This window comes from Mycobacterium sp. UM_CSW (assembly GCF_000455205.1).
In the GTDB taxonomy this organism is placed as follows: domain Bacteria; phylum Actinomycetota; class Actinomycetes; order Mycobacteriales; family Mycobacteriaceae; genus Mycobacterium.
In genome coordinates, this window is sequence record NZ_AUWQ01000129.1 from 1 (window position 1) to 18,143 (window position 18,143).

Annotated in this window: 20 protein-coding genes; 4 read left to right on the forward strand and 16 right to left on the reverse strand. The window is 70.2% G+C overall.

The window, feature by feature from the left end; all coding sequences use genetic code 11:
• Positions 1–64 precede the first annotated feature (64 nt).
• Positions 65–1,183: a Xaa-Pro peptidase family protein gene (locus N415_RS28720; protein WP_068189211.1), complete on the reverse strand. Its 1,119-nt coding sequence runs from the start codon at positions 1,181–1,183 to the stop codon at positions 65–67.
• A 33-nt stretch (positions 1,184–1,216) separates the two neighbouring features.
• Here N415_RS28720 and N415_RS28725 point away from each other — a divergent pair, with 33 nt between their 5' ends.
• The gene (locus tag N415_RS28725) at positions 1,217–1,882 is read left to right on the forward strand and encodes a B-4DMT family transporter (RefSeq protein ID WP_193376519.1); all 666 of its coding nucleotides are present in this window, start codon (positions 1,217–1,219) and stop codon (positions 1,880–1,882) included.
• Between the two features lie 10 nt (positions 1,883–1,892).
• On the opposite strand, the gene N415_RS28730 is transcribed toward N415_RS28725, so the two are convergent.
• The 13 genes from N415_RS28730 to N415_RS28790 all read right to left on the reverse strand — a co-directional run bounded on the left by N415_RS28730 (position 1,893) and on the right by N415_RS28790 (position 13,666).
• Positions 1,893–2,810, reverse strand: a complete 918-nt coding sequence (locus tag N415_RS28730) for an SAM-dependent methyltransferase (protein ID WP_068189290.1) — start codon at positions 2,808–2,810, stop codon at positions 1,893–1,895.
• Positions 2,811–2,917: 107 nt separating this feature from the next.
• Positions 2,918–3,583, reverse strand: a complete 666-nt coding sequence (locus tag N415_RS28735) for a helix-turn-helix domain-containing protein (RefSeq protein ID WP_068189218.1) — start codon at positions 3,581–3,583, stop codon at positions 2,918–2,920.
• 26 nt (positions 3,584–3,609) lie between these two features.
• Complete coding sequence (locus tag N415_RS28740; RefSeq protein WP_152531631.1) at positions 3,610–4,113, reverse strand: nuclear transport factor 2 family protein; 504 nt, start codon at positions 4,111–4,113, stop codon at positions 3,610–3,612.
• Positions 4,114–4,187: 74 nt separating this feature from the next.
• Positions 4,188–4,628 carry a type II 3-dehydroquinate dehydratase gene (gene aroQ / locus N415_RS28745; protein ID WP_068189224.1) on the reverse strand — a complete coding sequence of 147 codons (441 nt, stop codon included), beginning with the start codon at positions 4,626–4,628 and terminating at the stop codon, positions 4,188–4,190.
• Entirely contained in the window at positions 4,625–5,707 is a 1,083-nt protein-coding gene (gene aroB, locus N415_RS28750) for a 3-dehydroquinate synthase (protein WP_068189226.1), read from the reverse strand. The genes aroQ and aroB overlap by 4 nt, the downstream gene beginning before the upstream one ends.
• Positions 5,704–6,228, reverse strand: coding sequence for a shikimate kinase (locus N415_RS28755; RefSeq protein WP_068189229.1), 525 nt, complete (start codon positions 6,226–6,228; stop codon positions 5,704–5,706). The genes aroB and N415_RS28755 overlap by 4 nt, the downstream gene beginning before the upstream one ends.
• A complete protein-coding gene (aroC, locus tag N415_RS28760; RefSeq protein WP_068189233.1) occupies positions 6,228–7,433 on the reverse strand; it encodes a chorismate synthase in 1,206 nt (401 codons plus the stop codon). Before aroC ends, N415_RS28755 begins: the two co-directional genes overlap by 1 nt.
• Positions 7,434–7,453: 20 nt before the next feature.
• Positions 7,454–7,882 carry an A24 family peptidase gene (locus N415_RS28765; protein ID WP_068189239.1) on the reverse strand — a complete coding sequence of 143 codons (429 nt, stop codon included), beginning with the start codon at positions 7,880–7,882 and terminating at the stop codon, positions 7,454–7,456.
• A 110-nt stretch (positions 7,883–7,992) separates the two neighbouring features.
• Positions 7,993–8,802 (reverse strand): shikimate dehydrogenase, encoded by an 810-nt coding sequence (locus N415_RS28770; RefSeq protein ID WP_239645731.1) that lies wholly within the window; start codon positions 8,800–8,802, stop codon positions 7,993–7,995.
• Positions 8,777–10,024: an endolytic transglycosylase MltG gene (locus N415_RS28775; RefSeq protein WP_068189241.1), complete on the reverse strand. Its 1,248-nt coding sequence runs from the start codon at positions 10,022–10,024 to the stop codon at positions 8,777–8,779. Before N415_RS28775 ends, N415_RS28770 begins: the two co-directional genes overlap by 26 nt.
• Entirely contained in the window at positions 10,017–10,520 is a 504-nt protein-coding gene (gene ruvX, locus N415_RS28780; protein WP_068189243.1) for a Holliday junction resolvase RuvX, read from the reverse strand. The genes N415_RS28775 and ruvX overlap by 8 nt, the downstream gene beginning before the upstream one ends.
• Positions 10,521–13,214, reverse strand: a complete 2,694-nt coding sequence (gene alaS, locus N415_RS28785; protein ID WP_068189245.1) for an alanine--tRNA ligase — start codon at positions 13,212–13,214, stop codon at positions 10,521–10,523.
• Positions 13,215–13,276: 62 nt separating this feature from the next.
• On the reverse strand, positions 13,277–13,666 hold the full coding sequence (locus N415_RS28790) for a secondary thiamine-phosphate synthase enzyme YjbQ (RefSeq protein WP_193376520.1): 390 nt from the start codon (positions 13,664–13,666) through the stop codon (positions 13,277–13,279).
• Between the two features lie 171 nt (positions 13,667–13,837).
• On the opposite strand from N415_RS28790, the gene N415_RS28795 reads away from it, so the two are divergent.
• The gene (locus N415_RS28795; protein WP_068189248.1) at positions 13,838–14,458 is read left to right on the forward strand and encodes an antibiotic biosynthesis monooxygenase; all 621 of its coding nucleotides are present in this window, start codon (positions 13,838–13,840) and stop codon (positions 14,456–14,458) included.
• A gap of 112 nt (positions 14,459–14,570) precedes the next feature.
• Complete coding sequence (locus N415_RS28800; protein WP_068100510.1) at positions 14,571–15,194, forward strand: hypothetical protein; 624 nt, start codon at positions 14,571–14,573, stop codon at positions 15,192–15,194.
• 125 nt (positions 15,195–15,319) lie between these two features.
• Here N415_RS28800 and N415_RS28805 read toward each other — a convergent pair whose 3' ends face one another.
• Entirely contained in the window at positions 15,320–15,655 is a 336-nt protein-coding gene (locus N415_RS28805) for a hypothetical protein (protein WP_068100508.1), read from the reverse strand.
• Positions 15,652–17,001 (reverse strand): replication-associated recombination protein A, encoded by a 1,350-nt coding sequence (locus tag N415_RS28810; protein ID WP_068189251.1) that lies wholly within the window; start codon positions 16,999–17,001, stop codon positions 15,652–15,654. Before N415_RS28810 ends, N415_RS28805 begins: the two co-directional genes overlap by 4 nt.
• Before the next feature lie 139 nt (positions 17,002–17,140).
• On the opposite strand from N415_RS28810, the gene N415_RS28815 reads away from it, so the two are divergent.
• Positions 17,141–18,130, forward strand: a complete 990-nt coding sequence (locus N415_RS28815) for a hypothetical protein (RefSeq protein WP_068189252.1) — start codon at positions 17,141–17,143, stop codon at positions 18,128–18,130.
• The last annotated feature ends 13 nt before the right edge of the window (positions 18,131–18,143 follow it).

Genomic DNA, 18,143 nt, shown 5'->3' on the forward strand with positions numbered 1-18,143 from the left:
GGGCGGCACCGGCGGCGCTGGAGGCGACGGTGGCAGCGGCGGCGCGGGCTCGCCGTAGGTACTGCTAAGTCAGGACGGTCAGTTCTTTGGGGAACCGCGTCAGCAGCTCCGGGGTTTCCCCGGCGGTGTGCGACGTCCCATCCGCAACCACCAAAGTGTCCTCGATGCGCACGCCGCCGCGGCCGGGCAGGTAGACGCCGGGCTCCACGGTGACCACCGACCCCGCGAGCAGCGTGCCGGTGGACGTGGCGCCGATCCCCGGCGCCTCGTGGATCTGCAGGCCCACGCCGTGCCCTAGGCCATGTCCGAACTGCTCGGCGTACCCGGCGTCGGCGATCAGCTGGCGGGCGGCGCCGTCGACCTCGCGCAGGTTGGCGCCGGGCTTCAGCGCCTCCCGGCCGGCCCGCTGCGCGTCGGCGACCAGCTGGTAGATGTCCAGCTGCCAGTCCGCGGCCTTGCCCAGCACGAAGGTGCGGGTCATGTCGGAGTGGTAGCCGGCGACCAACGCGCCGAAGTCGATCTTGACGAAGTCGCCGTTGGCCAGCACCGCGTCGGTCGGGCGGTGGTGCGGGATGGCCGAATTCGGCCCGGCGGCCACGATGGTCTCGAACGAGATCGTGTCCGCGCCGTGGTCGAGCATCAGCGACTCCAGCTCGCGGCTCACCTCGCGTTCGGTCCGGCCGGGCCGCAGGCCGCCGCGCGCCACCAGATCGGTCAGCGCGGCGTCGGCCGCCTCGCAGGCCAGGCGCAGCAGCGCGACCTCCCCCGCGTCCTTGACCTCGCGCAATCCCTCGACGGTCCCGGCGGCCCGCACCAACTCGGTCGATCCCTTGTGCTCCTCGATCTCGCTCGTCAGCGCGTCGAAGCCGTCGACGGTGACCACGTTGCTCTCGAAGCCCAGCTTGCCGACGGCGGCGTCGGCGGCAAGGCCCGCCAGGTAACGGCCGACGGCCCGCTCGATGGCGACCTCGAGGTCGGGCGCCTGCTCGGCAGCCTGGGTGCGGTACCGGCCGTCGGTGGCCAGCACGGGTTCGCGGTCGTCGGCAAACACCAGCAACGCGCCGTTCGATCCTGAGAAACCGGACAGGTACCGCACGTTGACCAGGTCCGTGACCAGCATCGCGTCCAGCCCGCTGGCCCCGATCTGCGCTTTCAGCTTTTCTCGGCGCTGGGAATGTGTCACGACCCTTGACGGTACTCGCTACGCTTTCCCTTCATGAGGAACTGGATGCTGCGCGGATTGGTGTTCGCCGCCGCGATGGTCGTCGTCCGTTTGATACAAGGTGCACTGATCAACGCGTGGCAAACACAGGCCGGGCTGATCAGCGTCGTGCTGCTGCTCCTGTTCGTGATCGGCGTCGTCGTTTGGGGGGTGCTCGACGGTCGGGCGGACGCCAAGGCACAGCCGGATCCGGACCGCCGGCAGGATCTGGCGATGACGTGGCTGCTGGCCGGCCTGTTGGCCGGCATCCTCAGCGGCGCCGTCTCCTGGCTCATCGCGCTCGCGTACTCCGGCCTGTACACCGGGGGCCTGATCAACGAGGTGACGACGTTCGCGGCCTTTACCGCGCTGCTCGTCTTCCTGCCCGGGATCATCGGCGTGGCCGTGGGCCGCTGGCGGATCGACCGCAACCCGCCGCCCCGCCCGCACGGGGAGGGCGACGAACGGGCCGACACCGACGTCTTCTCGGCCGTCCGCGGCGACGAGGCGCCGACCGGCGAGATTCCCACCGCGGGAGCCCGGCACGAGGAGCGGACCGCTTCGGTCGCCACGGCCGAGCGTGACGCGCCGACCGAGACGATCCACACCGCGGCCGACCACGAGCCGAAGACCGAGGTGATCCGCACCGCCGACCAGAAGCCAGACGCGGAGCCTAAGTAGGACTAGTCGGTCACATTCGCAGCGCCGTGACGAAGCTGATTGCTGCGGCCGAGCCCACGTGGCCGGCCTGTTGCAATGCCGGCAACCCCGCCGCCGTGAAGAGGTCGCTGATCCCGAATTTCGTTGTAGCCCAGCCTTTTGCGTGTAAGTGAGCCGCGGCATCGGTGTGCTCGCCGGGGTAAATCAAACCGGCCATATTCATGTCCAGACCGCGTCGCCGCCAGCCCTCGGCCATCAGCCGTGCCTGTTCTTTCGACTCTGCTGACGTACCGGTGACCAGACCGTAGTCCGCGGCCAACCGGCTGCCCCGGTGGGACAACGACATGATCGAGTCCAGCATCGAGACCTCTGCTTCCGGCGGCAGGTATCCGATCAAAAGCCCCTCGGCGAGCCATGCGGTGGGTTGCGCTGAGTCAAAACCCGCGTCCTGCAACGCCGTTGGCCACGCTTCGCGCAAATCGACGCCGATCGATTCCAAGCTCGCGGTGGGGGCTGCGCCGAGAGCAGAGAGCGCGCCGCTTTTAAAGGCGATAACGTCAGGCTGGTCGATCTCGTACACCGTCGTGCCCGCTGGCCAATCCAGCCGGTAGGCGCGGGTGTCCAGCCCGGAAGCCACGATCACCACCTGACGCGCGCCCGCGTGCGTCGCCGCGACGCAGAAGTCGTCGAAGAAGCGAGTACGGGCGGCGAACATGTCGACCATCCGCGGAACACCGATGTCGCTTTCGAGGCTCCTCGAATCGATCTCGCCGCTGGCCAGTTGGCTGAGCACGTCCAGTCCGACGGCGCGCACCAAGGGCTCGGCCAACTCGTCGGTGATGATCGGCTGCGGACGCCTGGTCGCGACCGCTCGCGCCGCGGCGACCATCGTCGCGGTGGCTCCCACGCTGCTAGCCAAATCCCACGCATCACGCTCGGTTCGCGCCATCAGATATCCCTTCCGTTCTGCTTGCATGGCGAGCACGCCAAAGCGACTGTCGCAGTGGTCTTTCGCGCTCAGCGGCGGGCGCGGTGCGTTGATGTGATTGCGAACGATTACGGCTCGGACACCGGCGCCCGCAGTGACGCGGTGATGCGTTCAGCGGTCCGGCGAGTGGCTTCGATCATCCCGGCCGGGGGCCTGCCCGTCGGCAGCATCGTGGACACGACGGCGACGCCCGAAGAACCGAGCGGTATCGCCATCGCGGAGCAGCTGTAGTCGGCTGCCACCTGCCCGGCGTCAACAACCGGAACCCTAGTGGCGCAGCTATAGTGCGCGCGAGCCTGCGCAGTCTCCGGCAGGACGGCGTCACCCGTCTTCGCGACGTAGCGGATGGGTATTCGCGCGTCGAGTGTGTCGAGGTATACGGGACCGTCGCCTAAATTGACCGACAGGCTCACGGCCGCCCCGGTGTGTGCCGCGAGTTCGGCCATGGGCCGCTGGGCCGCGACGCGCAGTCGGGCCACGGGTGTGACCGTCGCACCGAGGCGGAGCACAGTTGCGCCCAGGCTGTAGCGCGAGCCGTCCCGCCGAACTGCTCCCACCTCGACCAGTTGCCGAAGGAGTCGATGCACCGTCGGATGGGGCAGCCCCGCGGCTGCGCTGAGGTCTACCAGCCGCACCGGTTGCAGCTCGGCGACCAGGTCAAGGAGTGCGAAGGCAGTATGGATGACGCTTCGGGCTGGGCCGGCTGGTTCGGAGTTTCCCGCGGTAGGGGCCATGCAACAGCGTACCGTCACCCGGGACATCAACGGATCCTCGAGGTGCGCAAGTAGCTGCTGATGTCGGACGTGTCCGGGAGCGGCGGCGTGGCAGCGGACAGCAGACCGGCTTGGCGCAGGACTTGAGCCTGGTCCCAGTAGAGCGTCTCGCTCAGCATCAAAGAGTCGCGGAACTTGACGATCACGACGAAGGCGACCTCGAGTGACACACCCGTCGGGGCCACCCCGGGAAGAAGCTGCGGTACCTCGCGGTCATGGGTGAGCCGCATGATGCACTCATCGACCAAGACGTCATCGCCGATCGAGCGGGCAATGAGGTCGAGCTCGGTGTCCGGCGGCTGCCCGGGGATGAATACGTCGGCGTAATAGGCGCGCAGGGCGTCGCGTCCGGATGCGCCGCTCATCGTCGGCAGGTGCATGACGCGCGCCTCAGGCACCATTGTCGACACCGCGAGATCTGCGTCCCTGCAGGCGAATTCGTAGCGGGTGTGCTGCTCCCAGAGCTCCACCATGTCAATGCGGTTCATCACGATGGAACGCTAGGAGTGCCGCTACGGGCCGGCAAACCAATGTCCGGAGAGTGGACATTCGGCCTGACGCCCGACTACCCGGCTTCGGCCAGGTACCGCAGGGCGAGCAGGTAGCCCTGAATTCCCAACCCGACGATCACTCCCGTGGCGACGGGGCTGAGGTACGAGTGGCGCCGAAACTCCTCGCGCGCATGCACATTGGAGATGTGCACCTCGATGAAGGGTGCGCTGAGTTCTGCACACGCATCCCGCAGCGCCACCGACGTGTGGGTGAGGCCGCCGGCGTTGAGGATCACCGGCTCGCCGGCATCGGCGGCCGCATGGATCCAGTCCAGTAGCTGCGCTTCGTTATCGCTCTGCCGCACAACCACTTTGAGCCCAAGGGCGGCGGCTTCGCGCTCGATCAGCTCCGCCAGCTGATCGTGGGTGGTGTCGCCGTACACGTCGGGCTCGCGGCGGCCCAGCCGGCCCAGGTTGGGGCCATTAATAACCTGCACGTTCACATTCACCGTCATGACGCCTCCAGCCCCGAGTAGGCCGCCGCCAGCAGCGACGGGTCCGGCCCGGTGAGCCGGCCCGGCTTCCCGAGCCCGTCGAGCACCACGAACCGAAGCACGCCGGCGCGGGTTTTCTTGTCCCCCGCCATGTATTCCAGCAATTGCGGCAACGCGTCGGCGTCGTACGTAACCGGCAGGCCGAGCGAGGTCAGGATGCTGCGGTGGCGCGCCGCGGTGTCGTCGTCCAGCCGGCCGGCCAGCCGGGCCAGCTCCGCGGCGAACACCAGGCCCACCGACACGGCGGCGCCGTGGCGCCAGCGGTAGCGTTCCCGGCGCTCGATCGCGTGCGCCAAAGTATGGCCGTAGTTAAGGATTTCGCGCAGCTCCGACTCCTTCTCGTCGGCGGCGACGACCTCCGCCTTGACGGCGATCGCGCGCCGGATCAGCTCCGGCAGCACGTCGCCCGCGGGGTCGAGTGCGGCCTGCGGGTCGGCCTCGATGAGGTCGAGGATCACCGGGTCGGCGATGAACCCCGCCTTCACCACCTCGGCCATCCCGGCGACGAGTTCGTTGCGCGGCAACGTCTTCAGCGTCTCCAGGTCCACCAGGACGGCCAGCGGCTGATGGAACGCGCCGACCAGGTTCTTGCCGGCGTCGGTGTTGATGCCGGTCTTGCCGCCCACGGCGGCGTCGACCATGCCGAGCAACGTGGTCGGGACGTGGACGATGTCGACGCCGCGCAGCCAGGTCGCCGCCGCGAAACCGGCGACGTCGGTGGCCGCGCCGCCGCCCAGGCTGACCAGGGCGTCCTTGCGGCCGATCCCGATGCGGCCCAACACTTCCCAGATGAATCCCACGACGGGCAGGTCCTTGCCCGCCTCGGCGTCCGGGATCTCGATGCGGTGCGCGTCGATCCCCTTGTCGGCCAGCCGCTTTCGAATCTCCTCGGCGGTCTCGGCCAGCACCGGCTGATGTAGCACGGCGACGCGGTGCCGACCGGACAGCAGGTTCTCCAGCTCGCCGAGCAGGCCGCTGCCGATCACCACCGGATACGGTTCATCGACGGCCACGTGCACGGTGACCGGCGCCGCGGTCATGTGGCGGCCTCGCTCGGCGTCTGCAACCGGCTCAGGATGTTGCGGACCACCGCCCCGGGATTGCGGCGGTTGGTGTCGACCCGGATGGTCGCGACGCGCCGGTACAGCGGTACCCGTTTGGCCATCAGCTCGCGGTATTTCTCGGCGCGGTCCGGGCCGGCCAGCAGCGGCCGCACGGCCGTGCCGCCGGTGCGCCGTACCCCCTCGCGGGCGCCGATCTCCAGGTAGATGACCGTGTGCCCGGCCAGCGCCTCGCACACGCCCGGGCTGGTGACCGCGCCGCCGCCGAGCGAGAGGACGCCGTCGTGCTCGGCCAAAGCCGTTCGCACCACCTGTTCCTCGATGCGGCGGAACTCCTGTTCCCCGTCGGTGGCGAAGATTTCGGGGATGCTGCGGCCCGTCTGCTGCTCGATCGCCACGTCGGTGTCGAGCAGCCCGACCCCGAGCGCCTTGGCCAGCCGCCGCCCGATGGTGGACTTGCCGGAGCCCGGCAGCCCGACGAGCACCGCTTTGGGCGCCATCACGCGGTACCGCGCGCGGCGGGCGATTCCCGGTCGGCGACCGCGCGCCGGTAGGACTCGACGTTGCGGCGGGTCTCGGCCAGCGAGTCGCCGCCGAACTTCTCCAGCGCCGCGCGGGCCAGCACCAGCGCCACCATCGTCTCGACCACGACACCGGCGGCCGGCACCGCGCACACGTCGGAGCGCTGGTGGATCGCGACGGCCTCGTCGCCGGTCGCCATGTCGACGGTGGCCAGGGCCCGCGGGACGGTGGAAATCGGCTTCATCGCGGCCCGCACCCGCAGCGGCTGGCCGTTGGTCATGCCGCCCTCCAGCCCGCCGGCGCGGTTGGTCGAGCGGACGACGCCGTCGGGACCGGGGTACATCTCGTCGTGGGCGCGGCTGCCGCGGCGGCGCGCCGTCTCGAAACCGTCGCCGATCTCGACGCCTTTGATCGCCTGAATGCCCATCACGGCCGCGGCCAGTTGGCTGTCCAGGCGGTTGTCGCCGCTGGTGAACGAGCCGAGCCCGACCGGCAGGCCGAACGCCACCACCTCCACCACGCCGCCGAGGGTGTCGCCGTCCTTCTTGGCCGCCTCGATCTCGGCGATCATCGCTTCCTCGGCCGCCTTGTCATATGCGCGGACCGGGCTGTCATCGATCGCGGGCAGGTCCTCGGGGCGCGGCGGCGGGCCGTCGTAGGGCTTTGACGGGCCGATCGCGATGACGTGCGAGAGCACCTCGACGCCGAGCGCCTGCCGCAGGAACGAGCGGGCCACGGTCCCGGCGGCCACGCGGGCGGCGGTCTCGCGGGCGCTGGCCCGCTCCAGCACCGGCCGGGCGTCGTCGAAGCCGTACTTGAGCATGCCGGCGTAGTCGGCGTGGCCGGGCCGCGGCCGGGTCAGCGGCGCGTTGCGCGCCGAATCCTCCAACTCCGCGGCGTCCACCGGGTCGGTGGCCATCACGGTCTCCCACTTCGGCCACTCGGTGTTGCCGATCTCGATCGCGATGGGCCCGCCGAGGGTGACGCCGTGGCGGATCCCGGACAGGATGGTGACCGCGTCGCGCTCGAACTTCATCCGCGCGCCGCGGCCGTAGCCCAGGCGGCGGCGGGCCAGTTGGTCGGCGATCTCGGTCGAGGTGACGTCGACGCCGGCGACCATGCCTTCCACCACGGCCACCAGCGCGCGACCATGGGATTCTCCGGCGGTGATCCAGCGCAACACCCGGCCATTCTCCCATGTGCTCAACCCAGCCAGGCCAACCCCGCCGCGCCCGCGGTGGCCAGGCACATCGACGGGCCGTGCGGCACGGTGCGCGCGCCGCGCGCCAGCCCGACCACCCCGGCGAGCGCCGTGAGCAGCGGCGCGCCCAGCGCCGCCAGGAACCACACGTCCGGGCCGAAACGGCCGGCCAGGCCGCCCAGCCCGATCGCCAGCTTGACGTCGCCCGCCCCCATCGCCGCCGGGGCGACAAGGTGGACCGCCAGGTAAGCCCCGGTCAACGCCGCCGCGCCGGCCAGCGCGGGCAGCCCGCGGCCGGTTAGGGCGGCGACCAGCAGTATGCCGGCGGCTCCGGGCAGCGTCAGCGCGTTCGGCAGCCGGCGCCGCCGGACGTCGTAGGCGCTCAGGAGCGCCAGCCAGGCGAGTACTGCCACAGTCGCCCCCAGCCGCATGGGTCCTCCCGTCCGCGTGGCGAGTGTGGGGGCTAGGTACGAAAACCGTGGCGAATTCGTCCATAAGCCACACACCCGGCGAATGACGTGGGCATCCGATGCGCAGCAGGCTAGCGCAGCGCCGCCTCCATCGCCGCTCGCGGCGCGGGCAGCCCGGTGAACTGTTCCACCTGGGAAAACGCCTGGTGCAGCAGCATTTGCAGGCCGTCGATCACCCGGCCGCCCGCCGCGCCGACCGCGGCCGCCAGCGGCGTCGGCCACGGGTCGTAGACCGCGTCCAGGAGCACCGGGATCGCGGCGAACACGCCGGCGTACTGCGCGGCCACGTCCGCGGGAATGGTGCTGACCAGCACCTGGGCGCCCGCCACCTCGTCGGCCAGTCCGGCGTCGTCCAGGCCGCAGAACCGGGTCTCGACGCCGACGCGGGCGCCGAGATCCACCAGCCGGGCGGCCTTGTCCGGATCCCGCGCGACGACGGCGATGCCGGTGACGCCGAGTTCGGCCAGGCCGACGACGGCCGCCGGCGCGGTGCCGCCCGATCCACAGACCAGCGCCCATCCCGAGGCCGACCCAATGGCCCCGGTGACCCCGTCGACGTCGGTGTTGTCGGCCCGCCAGCCCGCCGCCGTACGCACCAGGGTGTTGGCGGAGCCGACCAGGGCCGCGCGCTTGGTGTGCTCGTCGGCGAATCGCAGCGCGGCGAATTTGCCCGGCATGGTCACCGACACCCCGACCCACTCCGGCCCAAAACCGCCGACCACGCCGGGCAGCTCCTCGGCGCCGCATTCGATGCGGTCGTAGGTCCAGTCGTTCAGGCCCAGCGCCCGGTACGCGGCCAGGTGCAGGTCAGGGGACTTCGAATGGGCGATGGGGCGCCCGAGCACCCCCGCCTTTCTAGCGGGGCGTGCTGTCGAGGACACCGTTGTGCTTAGCCAGCTCGATATTGGCCAAATGCTGCTGATAGTCCTTGGTGAACAGCGTCGTGCCCTGGGCATCGATGGTGACGAAGTACAGCCAGTCCCCCGGCTCCGGATGCTCGGCCGCGCGCAGCGCGTCGACGCCGGGCGAACAGATCGCCGTGGCGGGCAGCCCCTGGGACACATAGGTGTTCCACGGGGTCCGCTGGGCGCGGTCGGCGTCGGAGGTGGCGACCTCGCGGCGGTCCAGCGGATAGTTCACGGTCGAGTCGAATTCCAGCGTGTGGTGCGCGTGCAGGCGGTTGTAGATCACCTGCGCCACCTTCGCGAAGTCCTGCGAATTGGATTCCTGCTGCACCAGCGAGGCGACCACCAGGATGTCGTAGGGCGACACCCCCCTGGCCTGCGCGGAATCCAGCAGCCCGGACTTCATGTACTCCACGGCGCCCGCGCTGATCAGGCTGGTCAGGATGCTCTCGGCCGACGACGCGGGGTCGACGTTGAAGGTCCCCGGCGCGATCAGTCCCTCGATGCGGCGGTGGTCCTTGCCCAGCTCGGTCACCGGCTCGACGGCCCACGGCGGCACCGCCAGCGTCGTGGGCGCACTGTTGGAGGCCGCGGCGCGCAGGTCGTCGACCGACACGCAGCGCTTGGTGCCGTCGAGGTCCACACAGGTGGCGCGGGAGATCAACGAGAAGATGCCGGGATTCACCACGTTGGTCTTCATGTCGGTGGTGTCGTCGAGCTGACGGCCCTCCGGGATGACCAGCCGCCCCACCCGGTTGTTCGGGTCGGCCAGCCGCGCGACGGCGTTGGCCGCCGGGATCTCGGTGCGCATCCGGTAGTAGCCGGGCTGGATCGAGTTGATCGCGGCGTTGCCGTGCGCGGCGTTGACGAACGCGCGGACCGTCGCGACGACCCCCTGGCTGTGCAGCGTCTCGCCGACCATCGTGGTCGAGTCGCCGTCCTGCACGTGAATCACGATGTCGCGCTTGCCGTTTCCGCTGTAGTCGTCACCGGAGCCGAACACCGTGTTCCACAGCCGGGTGCCGACGAAGACGACGGTCACCATGACCACGACGGACACCACGAGGGCGATCCGGCCGACGAGGCGCTTGCGCCGCTTGCGCTGTGCCGCACGGTTGCGGGCAACCCGGCTCGTCCGGCGCCGCGGCGACCCGACCGCCTCGGGCTCGGCGCGCTGGCCGCGGGCGCTGTCAACCATCGGTGAGCCCCCCGGTCGCCGCGCGGCGCTGGTCGAGCCAGCTCTGCAGGATCGCCACCGCCGCGGCCTGGTCGATCATCGCGCGCTGCTCTCGGGCCCGCACCCCCGCGGCGCGCAGCGACCGCTGGGCGCTCACGGTGGTCAGCCGCTCGTCGGCCAGCCGGACCGGCGTCGGGGCGATCCGCCGGGCCAGCGTCTCGGCCAGTTCGATCGCGTCCACCGCCGACGGGCCGGTGCGGTCGGCCAGGGTGCGCGGCAGCCCGACGATCACTTCGACGGCGTCCAGCTCGGCGGCCAGCTCCGCGAGCCGGCGCACGTGCCTGCCGGAACGGTCGCGGCGCACCGTCTCCACCGGGGTGGCCAGGATGCCGTCGGGGTCGCTGGCGGCCACGCCGATGCGCACGCTCCCCACGTCGATGCCGAGCCGTCGTCCCCGCCCGGGATCCTGATCAGGGTCGCCGGGCCGGTCCGGGAGGCGGTGCTGTGTCAAGACCACTCAACCGACCCGCGCGATCTCGGCACGCACCGCGTCGAGGGCCGCGTCGATGCCGGTCGGGTCCTTCCCCGAGCCCTGCGCCAGGTCGGCCTTGCCGCCGCCGCGGCCGTCGACGGCCCCGGCGAGCTGCTTGATCAGCTCGTTGGCGCTCAGACCGAGCTCCTGGGCGGCGGCGTTGGCGGCGACGGCGTAGGGCACTGAATTGCCCTCTCCCTCGGAGATGAGCGCCACCACCGCCGGATCGCTGCCCAGCTTGCCCCGGATGTCGCCGACCAGGGAGCGCAGGTCGCCCGCCGTCATCCCGCTCGACATCCGCTGCGCCACCACACGCACGTTACCGATCCGCTCGGCGCCGGCCGCGGCGTTGGTCGCGGCGGCCCGCGCGCCCGCGAGCCGGGCACGTTCGAGTTCCTTCTCCGCGGCCTTGAGCCGGTCCACCAGGTTGGCGACCCGGGCCGGCACCTCCTCGGACGGCACCTTCAGCGACGACGCCAGCCCGGCCATCAGCGCGCGCTCCTTGGCCAGGTGGCGGAACGACTCCAGCCCGACGTAAGCCTCCACCCGCCGGATCCCGGAACCGATCGACGACTCGCCCAGGATGGTCACCGGCCCGATCTGCGCCGAGTTGTGCACGTGCGTGCCGCCGCACAGCTCCAGCGAGAACGGCCCGCCGATCTCCACCACGCGGACCTCGTCGGGATAGGCCTCGCCGAACAGGGCCATCGCTCCCATCGCCTTGGCCTTCTCCAGCTGCTCGGTGAAGGTGTGCACCTCGAAATCGGCCTGCACCGCCTCGTTGGTGACCTCCTCGATCTGGGTGCGCTGGTCCTCGGACAGCGGGCCCTGCCAGTTGAAGTCGAAACGCAGGTAGCCCGGCCGGTTCAGCGACCCGGCCTGAACGGCGTTGGGCCCCAACACCTGTCGCAGCGCGGCGTGCACCATGTGGGTGCCCGAGTGGCCCTGCGTGGCGCCGCGGCGCCAGCCCGGATCCACCGCGGCGACGACGGTGTCGCCCTCCACGAATTCGCCGGACTCCACGTTGACCCGGTGCACGAACAAGGTTTTGGCGATCTTCTGCACGTCGGTGACGGCCGCGCGAGCGCTCTCGTTGGCGCCGGTTCCGCTGATGCTGCCCTCGTCGGCGATCTGCCCGCCCGATTCGGCGTAGAGCGGGGTGCGGTCCAGCACCAGCTCCACCCGGTCCGCGCCATCGCCGCCGTGCGCGACGACGGGCACCCGTTTGCCGTCGACGAAGATACCCAAAATCCTTGCCTCGGAGGTCAACTCGTCGAACCCGGTGAACTCGGTGGGACCGGCGTCGACCAGCTCGCGGTAGGCGCTCAGGTCGGCGTGCGCGTGCTTGCGCGCGGCGGCGTCGGCCTTGGCGCGGCGGCGCTGCTCGGCCATCAGCTCCCGGAAGCCGATCTCGTCGACCTGGAGGCCGGCCTCGCCCGCCATCTCCAGGGTGAGCTCGATCGGGAAGCCGTAGGTGTCGTGCAGGGTGAACGCGTCCGACCCGGACACCACCGTCGCGCCGGTGGCCTTGGTGGCGCCGGCGACGTCCTCGAACAGCTTCGAACCCGAGGCCAGCGTGCGGTTGAAGGCGGTCTCCTCGGCGACGGCGATGCGCCGGATCCGGTCGAAATCGGTGACGAGTTCGGGGTACGACGGGCCCATCGAGTCGCGCACGGTGGCCATCAGGTCCCCGACGATCGGCTCCTCGATGCCGAGCAGCTTGGCCGAGCGGATCACCCGGCGGAGCAGCCGGCGCAACACGTAGCCGCGCCCGTCGTTGCCCGGGCTGACGCCGTCGCCGATCAGGATCGCCGCGGTGCGGCTGTGGTCGGCGATCACGCGGTAGCGCACGTCGTCCTCGTGGTTACCGGTGTCGTATCCCCGCGGCGCGCGGGTGGCGACCAGATCGATGACCGGCCGCAGCAGGTCGGTCTCGTACACGTTGTGCACGCCCTGCAGCACGAACGCGACCCGCTCCACGCCCATGCCGGTGTCGATGTTCTTGCGCGGCAACGGCCCGAGGATCTCGAAGTCGGTCTTACCGGTGCCCTCGCCGCGCTCGCTCTGCATGAAGACGAGGTTCCACAGCTCGACGTAGCGGTCCTCGTTGGCGATCGGGCCGCCCTCGACGCCGTACTCGGGGCCGCGGTCGTAGTAGATCTCCGACGACGGCCCGCACGGCCCGGGGATGCCCATCGACCAGTAGTTGTCCTCCATGCCGCGGCGCTGGATCCGCTCCGCCGGCAGCCCGGCGATCTCCTGCCACAGCGAGAACGCCTCGTCGTCGTCGAAATAGACTGTGGCCCAGAGCCGTTCGGGATCCAGGCCGTATCCGCCGTCGTCGATCGAATTGGTCAGCAGCGCCCAGGCCAGCTCGATCGCCCGGCGCTTGAAGTAGTCGCCGAACGAGAAGTTGCCGGCCATCTGGAAGAAGGTGTTGTGCCGGGTGGTGATGCCCACCTCGTCGATATCGGGGGTGCGGATGCACTTCTGGATGCTGGTGGCCGTCGCGTACGGCGGCGTGCGCGCGCCCAGGAAGAACGGCACGAACTGGACCATGCCGGCGTTGACGAACAGCAGGTTGGGGTCGTCGAGGATCACCGAGGCGCTCGGCACCTCGGTGTGGCCCGCCTTCACGAAGTGATCGAGGAATCGCTTCCTGATCTCGTGTGTCTGCACTTTTAGTCCGCTTCTTCCTAGTTGCTTTGCTTTGCTTCGATCGGGATTCCCAGCCTAGCCAGCTAGCCCTCCAGGAAGCTCAACCGCACCGACCGCCGGGGATTGTCCCGGTTGAGGTCCACCAGCACGATGCTTTGCCAGGTGCCCAGCTGCGGGTCGCCGCTGGCGACCGGCACCGTCACCGACGGCGCGACGATGGCCGGCAGCACGTGGTCGGCGCCGTGGCCGGGCGATCCGTGCGCGTGCCGGTACCGCTCGTCGCGCGGCAACAGCCGTTCCAGCGTGTCGACCAGGTCGTCGTCGGAACCGGCACCGGTCTCGATGATCGCGACCCCGGCCGTGGCGTGCGGGACGAACACGTTGCACAGGCCGTCGCCGTAGCTGAAGCAGAACCGGCGCACCGCATCGGTCAGATCGACGATGCGGCGCTGGGCGGTGTCTACCTGCAGCACATCGGTATGCACCCGGTCAAGCCTACGGCGCGCCCAGCGGGACCGGCCAATCGTTTGTGAGGGCTGCCACACCCCCGGGGGGCATTGCCACCGCCGCCTGCCAGGAGGAACGTATCTGGTTGGACCGGTGGCGCCACCGGGGCGCTGCCCCGAACAAAGAGGGGGTGGGTCGTGTACGCACGCTCTACCACTATTCAGGCGCAAACCTCGTCGATCGACGCCGGAATTGCGCACGTTCGCGATGAGGTCATGCCCGCACTGCAAGGCATGCCGGGGTGCGTCGGCGTATCGCTGTTGGTCGACCGGGAGTCGGGCCGGTGCATTGCCACCAGTGCCTGGGAGAGCGATGAGGCCATGCGCGCCAGCGGTGAAACCGTGACGCCGATCCGCGACCGGGCCGCGGAAATGTTCGGCGGCACGGCCGATGTCGCGGAATGGGAGATCGCGGCGCTGCACCGCGATCACCGCGCGCCCGACGGCGCCGGCGTCCGCGCGACCTGGGTCAGAGTGCCGGAGGGCCAAATGGACGCCGGCATCGAGTACTTCAAGTCGTCCGTCCTGCCGCAACTCGAGGAGCTCGACGGGTTCTGCAGCGCCAGCCTGCTGGTCGACCGCGCGTCCGGGCGCGGCGTGTCCTCGGTGACGTTCGACAGCATGGACGCGATGCAGCGCAACCGCGAGCAGGCGACTGCCCTGAAGACCGCGTCGATTCGCGAGGCGGGCGTCGAGGAACTCGACGAGCGGGAGTTCGAGCTGGCGCTGGCGCACCTGCGGGTGCCCGAGCTGGTCTGATCCGGCTTCGGGCCCATTGCCACCCCTACCCGGGAGGAGGAAGGTAGTCATGGGGCCCCGGTGGCGCCACCGGGGCCCAGTCAAATCCAGGCCCCGACGAGGAGGCTCACCAATGTACGCACGCTCCACCACCATTCAGGCGCAACCCCTGTCGGTCGACATCGGCATTGCGCACATTCGCGATGTCGTCATGCCCGCCCTTCAGGAGATGGACGGGTATGTCGGAATGTCGCTGTTGGTCGACCGGCAGGACGGCACCTGCATCGCCACCAGCTCGTGGGACAGCTTGGAGAAGATGCGCGCCAGCGCCGAGCGGGTGGCGCCCATCCGTGACCGCGCCGCCATGATGTTCTCCGGCCAGGCGAGGGTCGAAGAATGGGACATATCTCTGATGCGCCGCGATCATCGGGCGCATCAGGGAGCGTGCGTGCGGGCCACCTGGCTCAAGGTGGTGCCGGACCATCTCGAGCGGTCCCTCAACTTCTACCGGATGTACGTGCTCCCGGAGTTGGAGACGCTCGACGGCTTCTGCAGCGCCAGCCTGATGGTCGACCACCCGGCGTGCCGGCGGGCGGTGGCGTGCTCGAGCTTCGACAGCGTCGAAGCGATGGCCCGAAACCGCGACCGGGCGAGCGAGCTGCGCAGCAGGCGCGCCCGGGACCTGGGCGCCGAGGTGCTCGACGTGGCCGAGTTCGAGCTGGCGATCGCGCATTTGCGGGTGCCGGAGCTGGTCTAGGGGCGGCGTGAGTGTGTGTGTAACTAGGGCTTTTTGTGTGCATCCACGGCGGGAATCCGGCGAAATCTGCGCCCTAGATACACACGCAAAGCCATCAGCTCACACCCTGTGACCACTGCGACCGCCTAGGGCAGCGCGTCCCCGGGGAATCCGCGGCACTCGTGCACCTGGTAGGTGAACACGCCCGCCGCGACCCCGGGGTCGTCGGCCATGATGGCGCGGGTGTCGTCCACGCTCGCGGCGAACACCCCGATGCCGCAGACGTCGGACTCGTCGGTGACCGGCAACACCACCGCCAGCACGCCGTCGTCGCGCAGGCCGAAGTTGCGCCGGCCGTGCTCCCAGATGATCGGCGGCGACGACTCGTCGCCGAACCTGGGGCCGCGTTTGAGGATGACGACGCTGTAGGCCTTGGCGGTGGGCAGCAGCCGGCCCATCTCCTCGTCGGTGAAGGTCTTCATGCCTGTCCCCTCTTCCGGATGATCGCGCGCAGCCGGTCCAGACGGCCGACCATCTCACGTTCGCCGCCGCGGCCGGTGGGCCGATAGTAGTCCACGTCCACCAGCTCGTCGGGCGGATATTGTTGGGGCACAACGCCATCCGGGGCGTCGTGCGAGTACTTGTAGCCCTGCGCGTTGCCCAGCGCCGCGGCGCCGGAGTAGTGCCCGTCGCGCAGGTGCGGCGGCACCAGCCCGGCCTTGCCGGCCCGGATGTCGTTCATGGCCGCCGCGAGCGCGGTGGTGACCGCGTTGGACTTCGGCGCGGTGGCCAGGTGGATGGTGGCGTGCGCCAGCGTCAGCTGGGCCTCCGGCATGCCGATCAGCGCCACGGTCTGGGCGGCGGCGACCGCGGTCTGCAGCGCCGTCGGGTCGGCCATCCCGATGTCCTCGCTGGCCAGGATCATCAGCCGGCGCGCCACGAACCGCGGGTCCTCCCCCGCGACCAGCATGCGGGCCAGGTAGTGCAGCGCGGCGTCGACGTCGGACCCGCGGACCGACTTGATGAAGGCACTGACGACGTCGTAGTGCTGGTCGCCGTCGCGGTCGTAGCGCACGGCGGCCTTGTCCAGCGACTGTTCGATGGTCTCGACGGTGACTGTGTCATTTGCCTCCGCGGCGACCTCGAGCGCGGTCAGCGCGCGGCGGGCATCGCCGGCGGCCAGCTGCACCAGGAGGTCGACGGCCTCGGGCTGCACTTCGACGCGGCCGCCCAGGCCGCGGGGGTCGTCGATCGCGCGGCGGACCAGCGTGCGGATGTCGTCGGACGTCAGCGGCCGCAGCTGCAGGATCAGCGACCGGGACAAGAGCGGCGCCACCACGGAGAACGAGGGGTTCTCCGTCGTCGCCGCCACCAGCAGTACCACCCGGTTCTCCACGGCGGACAGCAGCGCGTCCTGCTGGGTCTTGGAGAACCGGTGCACCTCGTCGATGAACAGCACGGTCTGTTCGCCGGAAAGCAGCGCGTGCCGCGCCTTGTCTATCACCGCCCGGACGTCCTTCACGCCGGCCGACAGCGCCGACAGCGCCTCGAACCGGCGGCCCGTCGACCCCGAAATCAGCGCCGCCAGCGTGGTCTTGCCGCTGCCCGGGGGGCCGTACAGGATGACGGACGCGACACCCGAGCCCTCGACCAGGCGGCGCAGCGGCGACCCGGGTGCCAGCAGATGGCCCTGGCCGACGACTTCGTCCAGCGACGCCGGCCGCATCCGCACCGCCAGCGGCGCACCCGCCGACACGCCGAAGCCCTGGTCGGCTGTCTGCGGTGCGCCGGGAAGGTCGAAGAGACCGTCGGACACGGTTTTAGGCATACCACGCCCGGGCGACGGGGTGCGCCGGGGAGGAAAGCGGCGAAAACAATCCGCGCGTCCTGGCGACTTATTTGCTAAGTTCCGGGTTGCCAGATTCCGTGCGCGTGGCCACAAGTTGAATCCAACAGCTAGGACGGACATGAGCCAGCCCCCCGAGTACCCCGGCACCCCCCAGAACCCTCCCGGCTATCCGCCACCGCCCGGCTACGGCGCGCCTCCGCCACCCCCGCCCGCAGGCCCGCCGCCCGGCTACGGCGCACCCCCGCCCCCGCCGCCCGGCTACGGCGCACCCCCGCCACCCCCGCCCGGCTACGGCGCGCCGCCGCCCGGCTATGCGCCGCAACCCGGTTACGGTGGCGTCCCCGGCGGTCCGCCGGCCTTCAGCATCGGCGAGGCGTTCAGCTGGGCCTGGGGCAAGTTCACCCAAAACGTCGCGCCGCTGGTCGTCTCCACGCTCATCTACGCGGTGCTGATCGGCATCGCCTACAGCGCAATCCTGTTCGGCGGCGGCATGGGCTCGACCACCACCACGACGAACGCCGACGGCTACACCACCGCCACGACGAGCATCGGTGCGGGCGGGATGATCATCATGATCGTCGGCTACATATTGATCTATGCGGTAGGCATTTTCGCCCAGTCCGCGTTCTATTCCGGATGCCTGGACATCGCCGACGGACGGCAGGTGAGCATCGGTTCGTTCTTCAAGCCGCGCAACCTCGGCAACGTGATCCTCGCCGCGATCATCATCGGGATCCTGACGTCGATCGGCTCGGTCCTGTGCGTCATCCCGGGCCTCGTCGTGGGCATCTTCGCGCAGTTCGCCATCCCGTTCATCATCGACCGCTCGCAGGGTGCGATCGACGGGTTGAAATCCAGCTTCACCACCGTCCAGTCGAACTTCGTCAACGCCCTGCTGGTGTGGCTGGTGTCGGCGGCGGCCATCCTGCTCGGCTTCGTGGCCTGCGGCCTGGGCATCCTCGTCGGCGCGCCCGTGGCCGCGCTGATAGGGATCTACGGCTACCGCAAGCTGTCCGGCGGCCAGGTCGTCCCGCTGGAGCAGCCGGGCGGTGGTTACCAGGCGGGCCCGCCACCGGGAACGCCGCCGCCGGGCCCCCAGTACGGATAGGCCCGGGGGCCCA

Excerpts from the sequence above, each read along its gene's own strand:
- N415_RS28775 (WP_068189241.1), bottom strand. The coding sequence starts at position 10,024 with ATGGTTGACAGCGCCCGCGGCCAGCGCGCCGAGCCCGAGGCGGTCGGG.
- N415_RS28800 (WP_068100510.1), top strand. The coding sequence starts at position 14,571 with ATGTACGCACGCTCCACCACCATTCAGGCGCAACCCCTGTCGGTCGAC.
- N415_RS28815 (WP_068189252.1), top strand. The coding sequence starts at position 17,141 with ATGAGCCAGCCCCCCGAGTACCCCGGCACCCCCCAGAACCCTCCCGGC.
- N415_RS28725 (WP_193376519.1), top strand. The coding sequence starts at position 1,217 with ATGAGGAACTGGATGCTGCGCGGATTGGTGTTCGCCGCCGCGATGGTC.
- N415_RS28810 (WP_068189251.1), bottom strand. The coding sequence starts at position 17,001 with ATGCCTAAAACCGTGTCCGACGGTCTCTTCGACCTTCCCGGCGCACCG.
- N415_RS28765 (WP_068189239.1), bottom strand. The coding sequence starts at position 7,882 with ATGCGGCTGGGGGCGACTGTGGCAGTACTCGCCTGGCTGGCGCTCCTG.
- N415_RS28805 (WP_068100508.1), bottom strand. The coding sequence starts at position 15,655 with ATGAAGACCTTCACCGACGAGGAGATGGGCCGGCTGCTGCCCACCGCC.
- aroB (WP_068189226.1), bottom strand. The coding sequence starts at position 5,707 with ATGACCGCGGCGCCGGTCACCGTGCACGTGGCCGTCGATGAACCGTAT.
- N415_RS28735 (WP_068189218.1), bottom strand. The coding sequence starts at position 3,583 with ATGGCCCCTACCGCGGGAAACTCCGAACCAGCCGGCCCAGCCCGAAGC.
- N415_RS28755 (WP_068189229.1), bottom strand. The coding sequence starts at position 6,228 with ATGGCGCCCAAAGCGGTGCTCGTCGGGCTGCCGGGCTCCGGCAAGTCC.
- N415_RS28730 (WP_068189290.1), bottom strand. The coding sequence starts at position 2,810 with ATGGCGCGAACCGAGCGTGATGCGTGGGATTTGGCTAGCAGCGTGGGA.
- aroQ (WP_068189224.1), bottom strand. The coding sequence starts at position 4,628 with ATGACGGTGAATGTGAACGTGCAGGTTATTAATGGCCCCAACCTGGGC.